Origin of the sequence: Streptomyces sp. NPDC006235 (assembly GCF_040613735.1) — a bacterium.
Taxonomy (GTDB): Bacteria; Actinomycetota; Actinomycetes; order Streptomycetales; family Streptomycetaceae; genus Streptomyces.
In genome coordinates, this window is sequence record NZ_JBEXSR010000012.1 from 80,341 (window position 1) to 95,147 (window position 14,807).

At 68.7% G+C, this 14,807-nt stretch carries 15 protein-coding genes; 5 read left to right on the plus strand and 10 right to left on the minus strand.

All coding sequences use genetic code 11. The features are described 5' to 3' along the window. Positions 1-68: 68 nt before the first annotated feature. Complete coding sequence (locus ABZ192_RS16890; protein ID WP_356925250.1) at positions 69-2,123, plus strand: hypothetical protein; 2,055 nt, start codon at positions 69-71, stop codon at positions 2,121-2,123. Further along, positions 2,113-3,363, plus strand: a complete 1,251-nt coding sequence (locus tag ABZ192_RS16895) for a hypothetical protein (RefSeq protein WP_356925252.1) — start codon at positions 2,113-2,115, stop codon at positions 3,361-3,363. Before ABZ192_RS16890 ends, ABZ192_RS16895 begins: the two co-directional genes overlap by 11 nt. On the opposite strand, the gene ABZ192_RS16900 is transcribed toward ABZ192_RS16895, so the two are convergent. Beyond that, positions 3,364-4,548 carry an LCP family protein gene (locus tag ABZ192_RS16900; RefSeq protein ID WP_356925253.1) on the minus strand — a complete coding sequence of 395 codons (1,185 nt, stop codon included), beginning with the start codon at positions 4,546-4,548 and terminating at the stop codon, positions 3,364-3,366. 27 nt (positions 4,549-4,575) lie between these two features. Then, the gene (locus tag ABZ192_RS16905; RefSeq protein WP_356925254.1) at positions 4,576-6,501 is read right to left on the minus strand and encodes a glycosyltransferase; all 1,926 of its coding nucleotides are present in this window, start codon (positions 6,499-6,501) and stop codon (positions 4,576-4,578) included. Positions 6,502-6,864: 363 nt separating this feature from the next. Here ABZ192_RS16905 and ABZ192_RS16910 point away from each other — a divergent pair, with 363 nt between their 5' ends. Both ABZ192_RS16910 and ABZ192_RS16915 read left to right on the plus strand, forming a co-directional pair. Beyond that, complete coding sequence (locus ABZ192_RS16910) at positions 6,865-7,224, plus strand: hypothetical protein (protein ID WP_356925255.1); 360 nt, start codon at positions 6,865-6,867, stop codon at positions 7,222-7,224. A gap of 50 nt (positions 7,225-7,274) precedes the next feature. Then, positions 7,275-7,736, plus strand: coding sequence for a hypothetical protein (locus tag ABZ192_RS16915; protein ID WP_356925256.1), 462 nt, complete (start codon positions 7,275-7,277; stop codon positions 7,734-7,736). Between the two features lie 92 nt (positions 7,737-7,828). Here ABZ192_RS16915 and ABZ192_RS16920 read toward each other — a convergent pair whose 3' ends face one another. The 8 genes from ABZ192_RS16920 to ABZ192_RS16955 form a co-directional block, all read right to left on the minus strand. Then, positions 7,829-8,113, minus strand: coding sequence for a hypothetical protein (locus ABZ192_RS16920; RefSeq protein ID WP_356925257.1), 285 nt, complete (start codon positions 8,111-8,113; stop codon positions 7,829-7,831). A gap of 377 nt (positions 8,114-8,490) precedes the next feature. Next, on the minus strand, positions 8,491-9,477 hold the full coding sequence (locus tag ABZ192_RS16925; protein ID WP_356925258.1) for a hypothetical protein: 987 nt from the start codon (positions 9,475-9,477) through the stop codon (positions 8,491-8,493). Positions 9,478-9,530: 53 nt separating this feature from the next. After that, positions 9,531-10,193: a hypothetical protein gene (locus ABZ192_RS16930; protein WP_356925259.1), complete on the minus strand. Its 663-nt coding sequence runs from the start codon at positions 10,191-10,193 to the stop codon at positions 9,531-9,533. 179 nt (positions 10,194-10,372) lie between these two features. After that, positions 10,373-10,969: a hypothetical protein gene (locus ABZ192_RS16935; protein WP_356925260.1), complete on the minus strand. Its 597-nt coding sequence runs from the start codon at positions 10,967-10,969 to the stop codon at positions 10,373-10,375. A gap of 33 nt (positions 10,970-11,002) precedes the next feature. Further along, positions 11,003-12,259: a mucin-2 gene (locus ABZ192_RS16940; RefSeq protein WP_356925261.1), complete on the minus strand. Its 1,257-nt coding sequence runs from the start codon at positions 12,257-12,259 to the stop codon at positions 11,003-11,005. A gap of 120 nt (positions 12,260-12,379) precedes the next feature. After that, entirely contained in the window at positions 12,380-13,168 is a 789-nt protein-coding gene (locus ABZ192_RS16945) for a hypothetical protein (RefSeq protein ID WP_356925262.1), read from the minus strand. A gap of 125 nt (positions 13,169-13,293) precedes the next feature. Then, complete coding sequence (locus tag ABZ192_RS16950) at positions 13,294-13,869, minus strand: hypothetical protein (RefSeq protein ID WP_356925263.1); 576 nt, start codon at positions 13,867-13,869, stop codon at positions 13,294-13,296. Positions 13,870-14,053: 184 nt separating this feature from the next. Beyond that, positions 14,054-14,440 (minus strand): hypothetical protein, encoded by a 387-nt coding sequence (locus ABZ192_RS16955; protein WP_356925264.1) that lies wholly within the window; start codon positions 14,438-14,440, stop codon positions 14,054-14,056. Positions 14,441-14,649: 209 nt separating this feature from the next. Between ABZ192_RS16955 and ABZ192_RS16960 the strand changes: the two genes are divergently transcribed. Continuing rightward, complete coding sequence (locus ABZ192_RS16960; RefSeq protein WP_356925265.1) at positions 14,650-14,781, plus strand: hypothetical protein; 132 nt, start codon at positions 14,650-14,652, stop codon at positions 14,779-14,781. Positions 14,782-14,807 lie beyond the last annotated feature (26 nt).

A 14,807-nucleotide genomic window follows, 5' to 3' on the forward strand; every position in this document is an offset into this window, starting at 1 on the left:
TGTAGCACTCGCGAAGCCCCGAGTAGAGTGCCGCGCGGACAGTGATCGGACCGCGGGGGGCCACACCGGTGAGGGCAGTCACGGCAAACGGGTCCTACGCAGGACAGACCTGGGCGAGAAGCGGTGGCGGGACCCGTGTCCTCTGGCTGTTTCTCGCCCTCTGGGCGCTGACGGCCGTCTTCGCAACCGCCACCCCGGCCCGAGCAGCGGACACGATCCCCGCCACCCAGGCCGCCTACCTCGCCGACCGCCTCCGCGAGAACCCGGTCCACGTCACCGACCAACTCCCCCGCGAGGTCCCCCGGTCCACCGCCCCCGACTTCGCCAGGCTCGCGAAGAAGACCGGCGTCCCGACCTACGTCCTGGTCCTGCCCATGCAGAGCAGCACGGACGGCAAGCAGCTGCTCGGCGCGGTGCACGACCGGCTCGGGCGTGATGGGCTGTACGTCCTGTTCGAGGGGACGGATCTCGCTCAGGCCACGGCTTACGGCGTCCGCGCCCCCGCGGACGCCGCCGCCACCGTCGCCCTGTACGAACTTCCCTACGACGCGGGCCCGTTGCGCGGCTTCGAGCGCTTCGTCGACGTCATAGCGCAGGGCGAGGAGAAGGCCACCGCCCGTGCGGAGGCCGCTCGCCAGAAGTACCAGGACGACGAGCCCGCCGAGATGTACATCGGCCCGTCCGACCGCCGCAACCAGTCGTTCCTCACGGGGAGCCTGCTGACCGGCGTACCGCTGCTGATCGTGCTGGGGGCCTGGTACGTGCGGCGCCGCCGTCGGCGTTCCGGGGCGGAGCGGCGCGTCCCCCGGTGGGTCGTGCCCGGCGCGGCCGTCCTCACCGCCACGGCGATCGCCCTCACCGCTCCCGTCGTCTTCGACCAGACCAAGTCGAGCGCGGCGGAGCCGCCCACCCCCACCGATCTGACCGCCCGTGTGGAACGCGTCGCGTCGGGACTGAAGCAGGACCCGGTCTATGCGGACCCGGAGAGCCCTCGCGTACTCGACTCCCGCCAACTCGACCGGCTGCACGACCGGATCCGGGACTTCCGGCGCTCCGACGGCGGCGGCCCGGTGTACGTCTCCCTCGTGCCGCAGACGCCGGAGAGCGAGTCGGCCGGCGACTCGGGGCTGTTCGCCGCGGCGGTGCACGCCAAGGTGGGCGAGGACGGGGTGTACGTCGTCGCCGATCCGGACGACGGCACGATCGACGTCTACAACCACGGCCTGCGGCTGGACTCCACCCGCCTCTCCTTCGGCCTGCCGGACTCCGTCACGTTGGGCGACAGCAGGGCGGACGAGGCCGACGACCACCTCCTCGGCGAGCGCCTCGACAAGCTCATGACCTTCATCGACAAGACCCCACGCACTGACCGGCCGCAATCCGAGTCCGCCCCGGCCCCCGCCCCGAGGGCCGCCGACGAGAACACCCTCCCTCCCCTGTTCGCCACCGACTTCTGGCCCGGCCTGTTCGTGGGCGCCTTCCTGGCTCTCCTGCTGTCCGGTGTGGTGGCCGGACTGACGTGGGGTTTCGGCGGCCTGCTGCGGTGGCGCTCTCCCGCCCCCGAGCCGACCCACCGCCTGCCCCTCACGGCCCCGACCGAGCCCTCGGTGTCCTACCTCCGGCGTACCGCCTACGCCGAACTCACCGCCCTGACCGAGGAATTCGCCCGCCGGGACGAACGCGGTCGCGCCTGGGACCACCTCGACGCGGCGCTGCTCCTCGTCGACGGCGACCTCGGCCGCGTCAGGGAGCCGGGCACCGACCCCGCGACCCTGGTCGCGGTCATCGTGCTCGCTCGAGCGGGCCGTGCCGCGCTCGCCGGCGACACGACGGACCTGTGCTGCGGCGTCAACCCCCTGCACGGGCCCGGCGTCAGCCGCCACCACGTCCGCGTCTCGACCGAGGGTGTCGCCCGCCGCCTGCTCCCCGTCTGCGAGTTCTGCCGCAACACGGCCATCGCCGACCCGAGCGGCATCCCGGGCAGTTTGCTGAAGCTGCCCGACCCGTCCTCGGGCGGCAACCGTCTGCCGTACTACGACGTGACCGACGGACCGCTGACCGCCCTGCCCCACGGAATCGCCCGGCTCGTCGACAAGGTGAGGGAGACCGCAGGTGTCCACTGACGTCAAGCGCCTGATCACCGTCCTCGCGGCGCTGCTGCTGGCGGCGCTCACCACGCCCGGCGCCCGGGCGTCCGACGGCGACGGCCCGAGCGCCGGGCAGCGCATCGCGAGCGCGTTGCGCACCTCCCCCGTCTACGTCGACGACGCCTACACCGATGCCGTACCACCGTCCCGACAACGGCAGTTGGCGGACCGGATCCGCAGCACGGGCCTGCCCATCAAGGTCGTTCTCACGCCGCTCACCAAGGGCGACGCCTTCGACGGCGACTCCGGTGTCCTGGCCGGAATCGTCCGTGACCGGCTCCAGGACCAGCGCGAACTCATCGTCATCACGACGGACAGCGACTTCCCCGACTCCCTGGAGGGCTACGAGTGGCCCGCCGACACCCATCAGGCGCATGATGCCGTGGCCGCGGCCGGATTCCTGGACGAGATGCGGAACGCGGGGCTGGCGGACTTGACCGCGAAGGCAGTGGACCTGGTGGCGGAGGGCAAGGGCCGGCAGCGGTACGAGGAGGCGATCAAGGAGCTGGACGGCTCGGCAGCACCCGATGCGCAGGCCTCCGGGTCACCGGCGTCCGAGTCGTCTTCGGACGGCACCGGGGGGTGGTGGCTCTGGCCGCTCATCGCCGTGCCCGCCCTGGCCCTGACCGTCCTCGCGACCCGCGCCCTGGTCCGTTCCCGCAGGACCCCCTCGGCCGTGCCCCAGCTCGTGTTCGCGACGGCCCGGGCAGCCGACGAGGCGAGGCTGCGGCGCCGGGCCGAGGCGGAGGTGCTGGCACTCGGCGAGGCGACCCAGGCCGCCGACGCCACCACGACACCCGATCTCCAGCGCGCCCTCGATGCCTACGCCGCCGCCGGCACGGTCCTCGACGAGGCCCGGGGCCCGTCGGACCTGGCGGGCGTCCTGGCCCTGGCGCAGGAGGGCCGCGACGCCCTCGCCGGCTCCCAGGGCCTCCCCCTCTGCTTCTTCGACCCCCGGCACGGCCGCGCCGCCCTCCGCACCGGCTGGCGCCAACTCGGCCGACGCGACCGGCTCGACGTGGCGGTGTGCCATAAGTGCGCGGACGCGCTGCAGGCCCGCAGGGCGCCCGAGGTGCTCACCGACACGGACGAGGACGGCCGTACCGTGCCCTACTTCGAGCTGCCGGCCGGGCGAAGCGCGTGGGCGGCGACGGGGTACGGCTCACTGATGTCGCCTCTGGACGGTTTCAACACCCGCCGCACCGCAACTCGTTGATCAGCCGGTCGGCCGGTCCTCCCGCAGCGCCGCGAACAGGGCGCGGGCACGCCGGTCGTCCCACTTCACCGCGCTGCCCTTGGACGTCCGCAGGTCCGGGTCGGCCACGGGCACGTTGAGCTGCCGGCCCCCGCCGGACGCGGCTTTGCGCAGGCCCTCGAACAGCGACATGAGGTCGGGCAGCTCGGTGTCCTCGTCCACGATGAGCGTGTCGAGTCCGGCGCGCAGGGTCGGGAAGGACTTGGACGGGTCGGCGAGCGTGGACGGGGTGGCCGCCTTGCGGGCGAGGGCGGCGAGGAACTTCTGCTGGTTGCGGGTGCGGCCCAGGTCCCCCTGCGCCTCCTGCTTGCGCTGCCGCACGAAGGCCAGCGCCTCGGCGCCGTCGAGGGTCTGGCAGCCGGCGGGCAGGTCGGCGCCGGAGTCCTTGTCCCGTACGGGCTTGTCCAGGCACAGGTCCACGCCGCCGACCGCGTCCACCACGCCCACGAACCCGGCGAAGCCGATCTCCGCGTAGTGGTCGATGTGCACGCCGGTGTTGCGTTCCACGGTCCGCACCAGCAGGTCGGGGCCGCCCAGGGAGAACGCCGCGTTCAGTTTGTCCCGCTCGGCCCGGTAGCTGCGGCCGGTGTCGGGATCGACGTAGGGCGGCAGGGTCACCCAGGAGTCGCGCGGGAGACTGAGCATGGTGGTGCCGTTCGCCCCGGTGTGCAGCAGGATCAGCGAGTCGGTACGGCGGCCGTCGGTCGAGCCGGTGTTCAGGTCCTTCCGGTCCTGCTGCGACAGTCCCTCGCGGCTGTCGGAGCCGACGACCAGGTAGTTGGTGCCCTGCCCGGGCTGCGCCCGGCCTTGAAGCGTTCCAAGATCGACCTCCTGGTTGAGCCGGGTGTCGGCCCAGACGTACGTACCCGCACCCGCGAGCAGCAGGACGGACGACAGCACGGCCGCGGACCGCACGAACCGGCGGCCCTTTCCGGCGCGGCGCCGGGGGTTCCTGCTGCCGCCGCCCCGCCGCCCGCGCTCGTGGCCGCTGCTGTCGTAGCGGCCCGGCGCGGCCGGCGAGGGCATGCCGGGCAGGGGGGCCGTGCGGGTCGACGGCGGGGGTGCCAGGAGGGACGGGGGCGGGACCCTTCTCGGGTCCCGCCCCGCCGTCCGGTGGTCTCCCGGGGGGTCGGTCCAGTCGTTCATCGGCCCTTCCCCCTGGTTCGGTGGCGGTCAACGCATGGGCACGCTCCTATACGGAACGGGCCCGCCGATCTGTTCAGCGGCTGTCCCGGACCGCTTCATCCGCTGCCACCGCAGCCGGCTGCCGAGCAGCAGCGCGACGAGCGACTGGATGACGACGAGATACATCAACTGCCGGTAGACGACGATCTGGAACGGCATCGACCACAGGGCCCGGACCGGCTCGCCGTCGAGTCTCAGCGCGTAGCCGGAGCAGACGATCTGCACGCCGAGGAACGCGAACCACACCGCGGCCGACTCCCACGGATCGCGGAACAGCACCCCGTACAGGGCGTAGACGTCGATGACGGGCGCGAGCAGCGGCAGGGCGACCTGGAAGAGCGCGAGGTAGGTCAGCCCACGCCGCCCGAACCGCCCGGCGGGCCCCATGGCGAAGAGGGCCCCGCGATGCTTCCACATCGCCTGCAGGGTGCCGTAGCACCACCGGTACCGCTGCCGCCACAACTGCCTGACGCTGGTGGGCACTTCGGTCCAGGCGACGGCGGACTCCTCGTACAGCACCCGCCAGCCGGCCCGCCACAGGGCCATCGTCAGGTCGGTGTCCTCGGCGAGGGTGTCCTCGCTGACCCCGCCGACGCCGATCACCGCGTCCCGGCGGAACGCCCCGATGGCACCCGGGACGGTCGGCATGCACTCCAGCACCTCGAACATCCGCCGGTCGAGGTTGAACCCGAAGACGTACTCCAGATGCTGCCAACGGGCCAGCAGACTGCGCCGGTTGCCGACCTTGGTGTTGCCGCTGACGGCCCCCACGGCAGGATGCGCGAGCGGCTGGACGATCCGCTCGACGGCGTCGGGTTCGAAGACGGTGTCGGCGTCGACCATCACGACGATGTCGTACCGCGCGTGCGCGAGCCCGGTGTTGAGGGCGGCGGCCTTGCCGGAGTTGGGCTGCCGTACGACCTCCACCCGCGGATCCCCCATGTTCTCGGCGATGTCGGCGGTCCGGTCGCTCGACCCGTCGTCGATGACGATGATCTGGAGCCGGTCATGGGTGGAGTCGAGCAGCGACCGCAGGGTCGACCCGATCCCGGCCTCCTCGTTGTACGCCGGGACGAGCACGGTCACCGGCCCCGTGGTGTCCCGCATCCAGGGCGCCCCGGTCCGGAACCGCTCCAGCCGTCGCACATGGGCCCGGGCGAACAGGGCGAGCAGCAACAGCCGCAGCACACCGAGCCCACCGGCGACGCCGAGGATCCAGATCATGGCGGTGGAGAAGACCTGCCCGAGGCTCGTGACCTGGATGAGCCCCCGGCCCAGCCACCGCTCGACGAGGGAAGGCGCCGTGTACGGAACGAGCCGGAGCCCGTCCGACACGGTGGTGAACCGGTCGACGGTCGGGTTGTTCAGGAGCCTGCGCGCCTCCAGATAGGCGCTCTCCGTCTGACTGAGCTGCCGCACGATCCCCTGCGCCGGCTTGCGTGCCCCCTTGTCGGCGGCGACGAGCACGTACCCGTACCCGGTGGCCCGCCGCGCCGCCTGCCACTCACGGCCGCACAGGGTCTCGGGGGTGGTGGTCCGCGGCATCCGCAGCAGATTGGTGCGCAGTCCCGTGGCTCCGGCGAGTGCGCTCTGGGTCAGTTCGAGCTCGGACCGGAAGCGGGGAGCGGACGACTCGCCGAGCACGGCCCCGGTGTAGGTGTTGGACCCGATCTCATGCCCCTCGGCACGGATACGTCGGACGAGTTCCGGGTGCCGGGCGGCCTGCGCGCCATGCAGGAAGAACGTGGCGCGCGCGTTGTTCCTGCGGAGCAGCTCCAGCAGCCGCGGGGTCCAGACGGGGTCGGGCCCGCCGTCGAAGGTGAGCGCGACGGTCCGCGGGGGCATCGAGCCGGACCGGATCCCGTCCCGGTTGATCCCGATCACGGGCCCGCCCTCGGCGACGGCGTCCGGCACGGGCGAGGCACAGGGCGACCGCGTCTTCGCGGCGTCGACCTCGTGCTGGGTCCAGCCCTCGAAGAGCAGGAGGGCGAAGACGAGGGGGAGGGTGAGGGCGAGTAACAGCCAGTGGGCGCGGGGGTCGCGGGACTGCTTGTGCCGGCCTCGGGCTTTGGAACTGGCGGGGGTCAGGGTCCGTCACCGCCCCCGGGTCCGGGCCGGTCACGGACTCCCGCGGGCCGTCTTCTCCCTGCCCTTCCGGAGAACGCACCGGATGAAGCGGACGTCTTCGTGCTGCGGGAGTTACGCATGGGGCGCGAGTGTAGTTTCGGAGGTCTGGCCGTATGGGGAGAACGGCGAGCTTCACGGGAGAGGGAACGAATGAAGTCTGCCGCCACGGCGACGGGCGGAACGGCGAGCGGGACACCGGCCCGGCGGGACAAGGCCGCGCGGATCGCGACGGGCGTCACAGCGGGAGTGGCCGCCCTGGTCACGACACTCCTGCTGACGTCGTCCCCGGACCGATTCGGCCTCCCGCCCTCCCCGGACCTCTTCGAGAGGGTCCGGGCCACGGATCGCGCCTCAGAGGCTTTCATCTTCATGTGGGCCTTGATCGCCATCCCTGTAGCAGGCCTCCTCCACACCCCACTGGCACTCGCACGACGTGCCAGGATCGGCGCGGGCTGGGCGCTGATCGCCGGGTACTGGCTGTTCGTCGTGGTGACCGCGGGGGTGGCGTAGCACGTACAGGGCGTTTTTCGCGCTGCCGACGCGCCCGGCAAGAACGACGGTTGGTTCGGCGCGGCGCCCATGATGGTGATCGGCACGCCGCTGTTCGTGGTGGGCTCGGGCGGGCTTTCCGTCGGATACGTGACGGCGACAGCCCGCCGGCCGCGCAGATCCGGGACCAACTGGCTGCCGTCACCGTGCTCTGCTGCGCGTTCATCGGCGCGGTCACGGGCCTGATCTCCGGCTTCCACTTCAGCTTCCCCCGCGACGGCTTGCCGGCGATGTTCCTGCCGGGCGGCCTCCTCTGGGGCCTGCTGGCGGGCGCCGCGCTGGGCATGCGCGCCGGCGCCATGCTCACGAGCTCGGCGGACAGCCGCCGCGGGATGACCGACGACGCGAAGTCATTCACCCGCACGGCAGCGGCGATGCTGGCCTGCTGCCTGTGCGTGTCCCGACTGGGTTGGCTCCTGCAGATGTGGGCCGTGGCCCTCATCGGTCCGCCGGCCCGTTCGCCCTGTTCGTGATGGCGGCACGCGGCGAACGGCTGGGGCGGTGGGTGGAGTACAGGCAGATCGAGGTGCCGAAGGGGGCGCTGTACTGAGCGCGTGGGCGCCCCTCACGCCGGGACGTACTCCCTGTCCCACCGGCTCTGCCGCACGCCACCCCACGTACCCATCACGACCGCGAGACCGAAGAGGACCGCGAGCAGCCCGGCGTTCGAGCTGCGCTCCACGTCGGTGGTCGGGCCGGCGACGCCTGCGGGGTCGTACCGAACACGCAGCTTGTCGCCCACCCCCACCCAGTCCCTGCACCCGTCGCCCTCTGAGAGCGAGGGTGAGATCTCGCGGCCGCCGGCCCTCCGCAGATCACAGTGGTTGGTCTTGGCGCCGTCCTTGCGCACGACCACAGCGTCGGCCCACTCGCCCCGCTCCGCCAGGGCGACCTGATCACCGGCCCGTTACCGAACATGCCCAGGGCCACTCCCGCGACGACGGGAACGACCAGCTGCCAGGCGACCTTCCGCTGCTTGCGCGGAACCCTCCGCAACAGCAGAAGCGGTACGAGAACCGATGCCAGCGGCAGCACCAGCCACGCGAGCAGCAGGGCCGCCCCTCGAACCGGAGTCCACAACGGCACCACCGGCCCGAGCCACGCGAGGCCCAGCGAGCCGCCGGCACACACGAGACTGCACACGAACCACCGAACCACGTCGGCTCGCCACCAGCCTCGTTGCCCACTCCGCCCTGCCCGAAGAGGGGCCAGTCCCAGCCATGCTGTTCACGACCCCGCGCGGTTCACGGCCTGGGCCTCCTTGACCGTCACGTCCTGCTCCAACGTGGACAGTCCGTCAGGCAGCCCCGGCTGCTGGGGCGGGCCATCCGGGTCGGCCGAGGCGGTCCACGTCACCTTCCAGGTGATGGACGCCTTGAAGGGGTAGGTGCCGGCCCCGGACGATCGGAGGTACGTCACGTTGCAGCCGGAGTCCCCGCTGTCGGCCGTGTAGCCGTCCTTGCCCTTGACCAGGTCATAGGTACAGCTCTGCGGATCGGCGTCGGCGGTACCCGCGTCCACCTTGAGCGCCACGGGAGTGGCAACGGTGGTCGCGGCGAGCTGAACGCCCTTGTAGTCCAGGCTCGCGGTCGTCCAGACGCGGTCAAGATCACCCTTGAACGCCACCCGCGTACCCAGGTTCACGAGCAGCCGGTCCGCACGCGGTTGCAACTCCACTGGCGGAGTGGGCAACTTGGTCGAGTTGAAGGCCAGCTCGGAGAGGATCTCGGGAGTCACCTTGTTGGGGTCCGGCTGTGGGTCGGCCGGAGGAACCCAGATCTCCCAGTTGTCCGTGGTGACGGGGCAGGCCTTGTCGTAGGTGTCATCGGGGAACTGCACCTGCCACCACAGGCCTTCGTCATCCTTGTGGTAGTTCTGCTTCTCCCGCTTCCTGGCGTAACTCGCAGCGGGCTCACCCGCTCCGCCGTACGCGGACTTGATGAACTTCTCGTACTCCTCCGGCGTGTACATGGGCTCGTACCAGCACACCGGGGGTTCCCAGTTGGCGTCCGAGGAGGTGGCCGTGGCCGTGGAGCCGCTCGACGCGGGGGTGCTCTGGTTGATGCGGATGTGGGCTCCGATGGAGCCCTTGGCTGAGTCGGCGCCGGCATCCGTGCCAGACCCGGCGCCCGGCCGGTCGGACTCAGTGGTGCCGTCGTCGCCGCCAACCTGGATATCGCCTGCGTACGCCGGATAGCTGAGACTCAGCGCCATGAGCAGCCCAGCAGCGGCGGCCCAACCAAGAGCGTGATGAACAGTGCGTGCACCTACCCGCGAACGCACGACGCGTCCCCCTTCTTCCAACTCTGCTTTTGCACCTGCCAGTCACCGCTCGAGTCCTTCGCGGCCTGAAGCGTGTACAGAATGAAGTCCTTGTCGCTCGGTTGGGTACGCAGCACCTTGTTCGTGCTGATCTCCTTGCTGTACCCCTTGCTCTGGTCCTCGCAGTAACGGACTGCTGCGGTCTTGTCGTTCGCCACGTCCGTGACTTCGAAGCCGAAGTACCGGTAGTCGCCTGTGACGGTGAGACCGTCCTTCTTCACCGTCGCGATCCGATCACTCCAGTAGGTGAGGGCCGACGCCGCGAAGTAGCGATTCATATTCGCCGTCTGGCCGGTCCCCTTACCGAAGGCCTCCAGGCGGGCTTGAGCCGAGTACGCCACGTCACGCAGGATCGCGTCCTTCGTGGCGTCCCCGGTCGGCTCGTTCTCGACCGCCGCTTTGACGTCCGACGGCAAGTCGAACGTCGGCGCGTTCTTCTCGGCCGATACAGAGGCGGACGGCGTCGGCGACCCCGTCTCCCCCTCACCGGCGCCCGCAATCTTGTCGCTGCTCGATCCGTCATCCGAATCGCTGCTGCAACCAGCCGCGGAGAAGGTGACAGCAGCAAGGAGGGCGGCCGCAGCCACCCTCCGGCGCGTGGTCAGCATGGCGCTCGTCCTCAGAGGTAGATGGTCGGCGTGACAACGGATGATCCCATGAGGGGCAGGCGCCGCTCCAAGCGCCCCGAGGGCTGTTGCTCCCACTCGGGCGAACAGCTCGGCCGCCTCAAGCAGAGATCAAGGGGCGTCAGCCCCACTGGAACCACGCTTTGAAGGCCTGTAAGAAATCAAGAGAGCTTGGACACTGAATCCATGAACCTTCCCGGAGCCGAGATCAGCGCACCTCGAAACGACAGGTTACGCGTGTACACACCCTCGAACAGGATCGCGATACTGATGTCAACAGAATCCACAGCCCCGTGAGCCGTGCCGGAAATGATCTCCGGATCTGACGCACTGGAACGGGTCATGACGACACGGGACTCTGGGCGCTCCAACACGTGATGCCGCCGGTTCCCTTCCTCCCGGTACCGGTACTCCCGTCCCACGGCCCAGATCTTCAGAGCCCGGGCCCCTCTACTCATCCGCAAGGTATTCCGGGTGAAGGACACGTGCTGCCCTGCCACGCTCATTTTCCCTTCGGCCACGCGAGGCCGCCCGCCGTACCGGAGAGCTTTGAAGGAGGACATCGGGATGTTCTGACCGGTCACCATGGCGCCTTCGTACTCGGCACGTTCGCTGACAGGAACGACCTCCAAGGCAGGAACGACGAGTTCAACTGGGCCCAGCCCGCCGACGTCACCTCGCCAGCAGTTCACGTGACGTTGATTCATCGACGTCACAGTATTCGTGAAGCGCTCAAGCTCGAATGAAAATTGGGACATTCTCCGACCCTAACCTCTCCCACCAACGAAGGATCAATCAAAGGGATTGAGCGCACTGCCCAGCGCCTTCGCGCCGTCGGCAAGTTTCCCGGCCCCCTCACTGATCTTCTTCCCTGCCCAGGCCCCCGCGTCCGCGACCTTCCCCGGGAACTTCTTGACGGTCTCCCAGTTATCAACGATGGTTGCGACACCATAGACGGCACCCGTGACCACGGCAGCGCCGATCGTGAGGGGGGTGGGCGCGACCATGGCCATCGTCATGGAAGCGTTGAAGGCCACACCGGAAGCCTTCGCCACATATCCGGCCTTGTCCCGTTTAAAGGCCTCGACAGGGTTTCCTTCCTGTACAAGGTCGACAGCGCCGATCACCGTGGACACCGCGCTGCCGCCGACGCCGGCAGCACGCCACCAGCCGGCCGTACGCATCGCTGTCCCGGCTCCGGAGGCGAAGGCACCCAGTCGGCTCGCACCGGTCGCCCTGCTCACAGCACCGGCGTTCTTGCCGACCTTGAGCAGATTCGCCTCCCAAGCCCATTGCCTCCCCGAAAAGGCCGCGAGACTGTCCTTTCCGGTCAGCACGTCAAGGATCGGCGCAGGAGTACGTGCCCCAATCGTTGCAGCCAGGGCTTTGATACGTGCAGGAATAAATCGAGATGTCGCCTGTCCCTTCAAGAGCTGAGCGAGCGTAGTGCCAGGCGCCTTCAGGAATTTGACCTGGCCGGGAGTCTTGAGGCTCTTGAAGTACGAGATCAGCTGAGTGGTACCCACGGCCGTCATCTTGAAGGCGCCCGGAACCGTGGAGACCATTGCCGTCAGGTCGATGTAATCCCCGACAACTTCCCCGAGGTTCTTGTCGTCTGTGACCTTGGCGACGGCATCACCCTTGATGCGCTGAATCCAGTCCGAGAGCGTCTCGCCCTTCTGCCGCTCCAGCCACTTGGTATCGAACTTGTCACCGTTCGCAACGGAGGCGTTCGCGATCAGCATGGCGTCGGGTGGAAGGTGCGCGCCCTTCAACTCCTCCGGCGTGAACCCCGCGTACAACGCAGCGGCTTTGGGATCACCCTTGTCAGCACGCAGAATGGCCGCACGGCGCCGAAGATCGACCGCTGTGTCATCGGCCCAGTTCCGCATGGGTTTGAGGACTGCCAGCCTGTCGGTCACGCCCAGGCGGGACGCGCGGGTAAAGGCCTCGTCCAGTTTGTCCCGTAGTTGGCCTCTGCCGTCGAACAGCTTGGCCAGGTATTCCATGTCCTGCGGATTGGCCATGCGCTTGGAACTGTTACTCATTCTTTCCCCGTGATCATGTGCTGCGCCGTGCAGGGACTGGTCCGGAAGGCGCAGGGCAGAACAGTGACGTACCGCCAGATACCGCGGTCATGCACATATGCCTCGGCCGTCAGGTTGGGGCTACTGCGCGGACGCGAGTTGCGACCCGTCCGGCAGCAGGTCCGTGATCAGCTGCCACAGTTCCTTGGCCGAGGTGCGCCGCACTCTCAACTCGCTGCTGTGATCCACCTGTCCGTCGGCCACCGGCTCGGCGGGCAACTCCCGCAGCCAATATCCCTCGACCCCGCAGTCCCAGACCGCGAGCGCCGATACTGCCAGCCCATTCCCCGGCGCACCTGCCCCTTGCCAGGCCACGGTCATGCGCCACATGCAGTTGAGTTGGGACAGTACCTCTGCCAACCGAAGCGGAGCGTCCGTGCCTTCGGCCGCGACCTCAGGCCTCTCGTACTGCCCCGATTCCATCCGGGCGACAAGATCGTCGAACGCGCCCATGGTCGAAATGATCACCTCGTCGGAGTCGACCCCGTCGGTGAAGTCCCGATGCAGATCGACCATCCTGGCAAGGGCCCACACGAGCGTCTCGGGCTCCGCAGGAACGTACTCCGACTCCGCCTCACCGGGCCAGTTCTCGTGCGTGAAGATGAAGTCGTTGCCGATGATTGCTCCACTTTGAGTAACCCCCTGGGGGCGGCTCATCTCCACCTGGGCAATGACCCGCGGTTCCATGAGCGTCGTGACAAGTGGATAGAGGTCGGCCGCGATCTTGTCATCTGCTTCAAGGATCCCCGCCTCCCGCAACTCGGCCCGAGCCTGGAACAGTTCCTCGGGAATCTGCTCTTCTTCCACGAGAAGCCCGAGCACGCTGACATGGGAGTCGGAGAGGCGCAGTCGGCGTCGGGCTGCATCCATGGCGGGCATTCTGTTGTATCCCCCTGGCGTCAGAGATCTTGAAGAATCTCACTAAGAATCGAATAAATGAAACTACTTGAAGTCGGACAGCGTGAATCGATGACGAGAGAAAGTCGGGCCGGGCATCACGAGGCGCACCGGTTGATGAAGCGGCCGGGCAGCGACACGAGCGCGCCGAAGGTCGAAAGGTTCCACGTGTACACTCCTTCAAGGACGAGTGCGACGCTGATGTCGAGTGCATCCGCCTCGCCCAGGCAGGTTCCTGAGATGGTTCGCGGTTTCGTCCAGCTGGAACGCCTCATGTGTACGGCGGCCCCAGGGCGTATCAGCTCATGGCTGCGCCTCCCGCCCCGCTGGGCATACGCGTACGCCCGCCCCTTGACTTGAATCCTCAGGGAACGCACATTCCGGCCAGGCAGCCACACATTCCTGGAAAGCACTGCCGGCTCCCAGTCGACCTGAAGTTCCCCGTCGGCCAGCAGCGGTCGCTCCAGGAAGCCGAGTCCGAGGTACGTCGTGAGCGGGAATCTTTCCCCGCTCACTGCCACTTCGCGATACTCCGAGGGGTAATCGCTGTACTCCGTGGGATACATGAGCTCAATGCGCCCGAGACCAGCGACGTCCCCAACCCACGAAAGAACCTCACCACGGCGCCCCTTGACGGATGCCGCACGCTGCAGCTCGAACGTAACCCCGCTCATGCGCCTGACGCCTTCCGTTCCCGTCACGCTGCCCCTCGCCGAGGTCTCACCACGCTGGAGCTCGAACGAATCCGCTCACGAGCCTGGCGTCTACCGCTCCGCCGTGAGCCCAGAACCTCCAGGCCACCCCGACACGGGACGGCAATGCAAAGATCATCGACGCTGCCTGTCACCTTGGGCCGGCTCAGTCCTCGGTGAACTCCTTCTGGACACAGGCCCCGCCGGGGCCGTTCCAGCACAGCTTCATCAGGTACTTGGCAGCGTATGGAACGACGTTGTAGTCGAAGGAACCGCAACCGGCGTCGCCACCGTCCCCCTTCGTCTCCTTCAACTGCCACCCGGCCATGTACATGTAGAGCTTCCCGGTCACACCGTGCCCGTCGGCCCGCGTGTCGCACACGCGAAAGGTGTCGGGGTCGGGATCAAGGTGGGTCATAGTGCCGATGGTGTGCCCGCTGCGCTTCAGTGGCAGCGTGGTGTCGGCCGCACTGGCACTGCCCGTCGTCGCGAGGACAAGGGTGACAGCGCCGGCCACCGCAAGGGCGCCACGAGCGACTCGGTACTTCCGCATCGCATCTCCTGATGATGTGTCCCTGATGCTGGGCATCAACCATAGATCGTCATCAGGTACCTCCTGCACAGCGGGTGTATCCGTGCGACCGGCCCACCGAGGCCGCGGGCCAGCCCGTGCGGGCACACGAGAGAGTCGGCTCATCGGGTGCGCAGTGCGGCCACGGAGACGAATGCGACATGCGGAGGCAGAGCTCGGAGGAACCTCCCGTGGAGCCAGGCGTGTGGGCCGACGCCCAGACGTTCATCGTTTCCTACACCCTCGCGGGCGACGTAGAAAGGCGCAGGGCGGCCGCACTGTCCGGTCCGACGCCGACGATCTCCAAGACCTGGGGCTGGTGAGCGCGGATGGCTTGATTGTCCCGGCG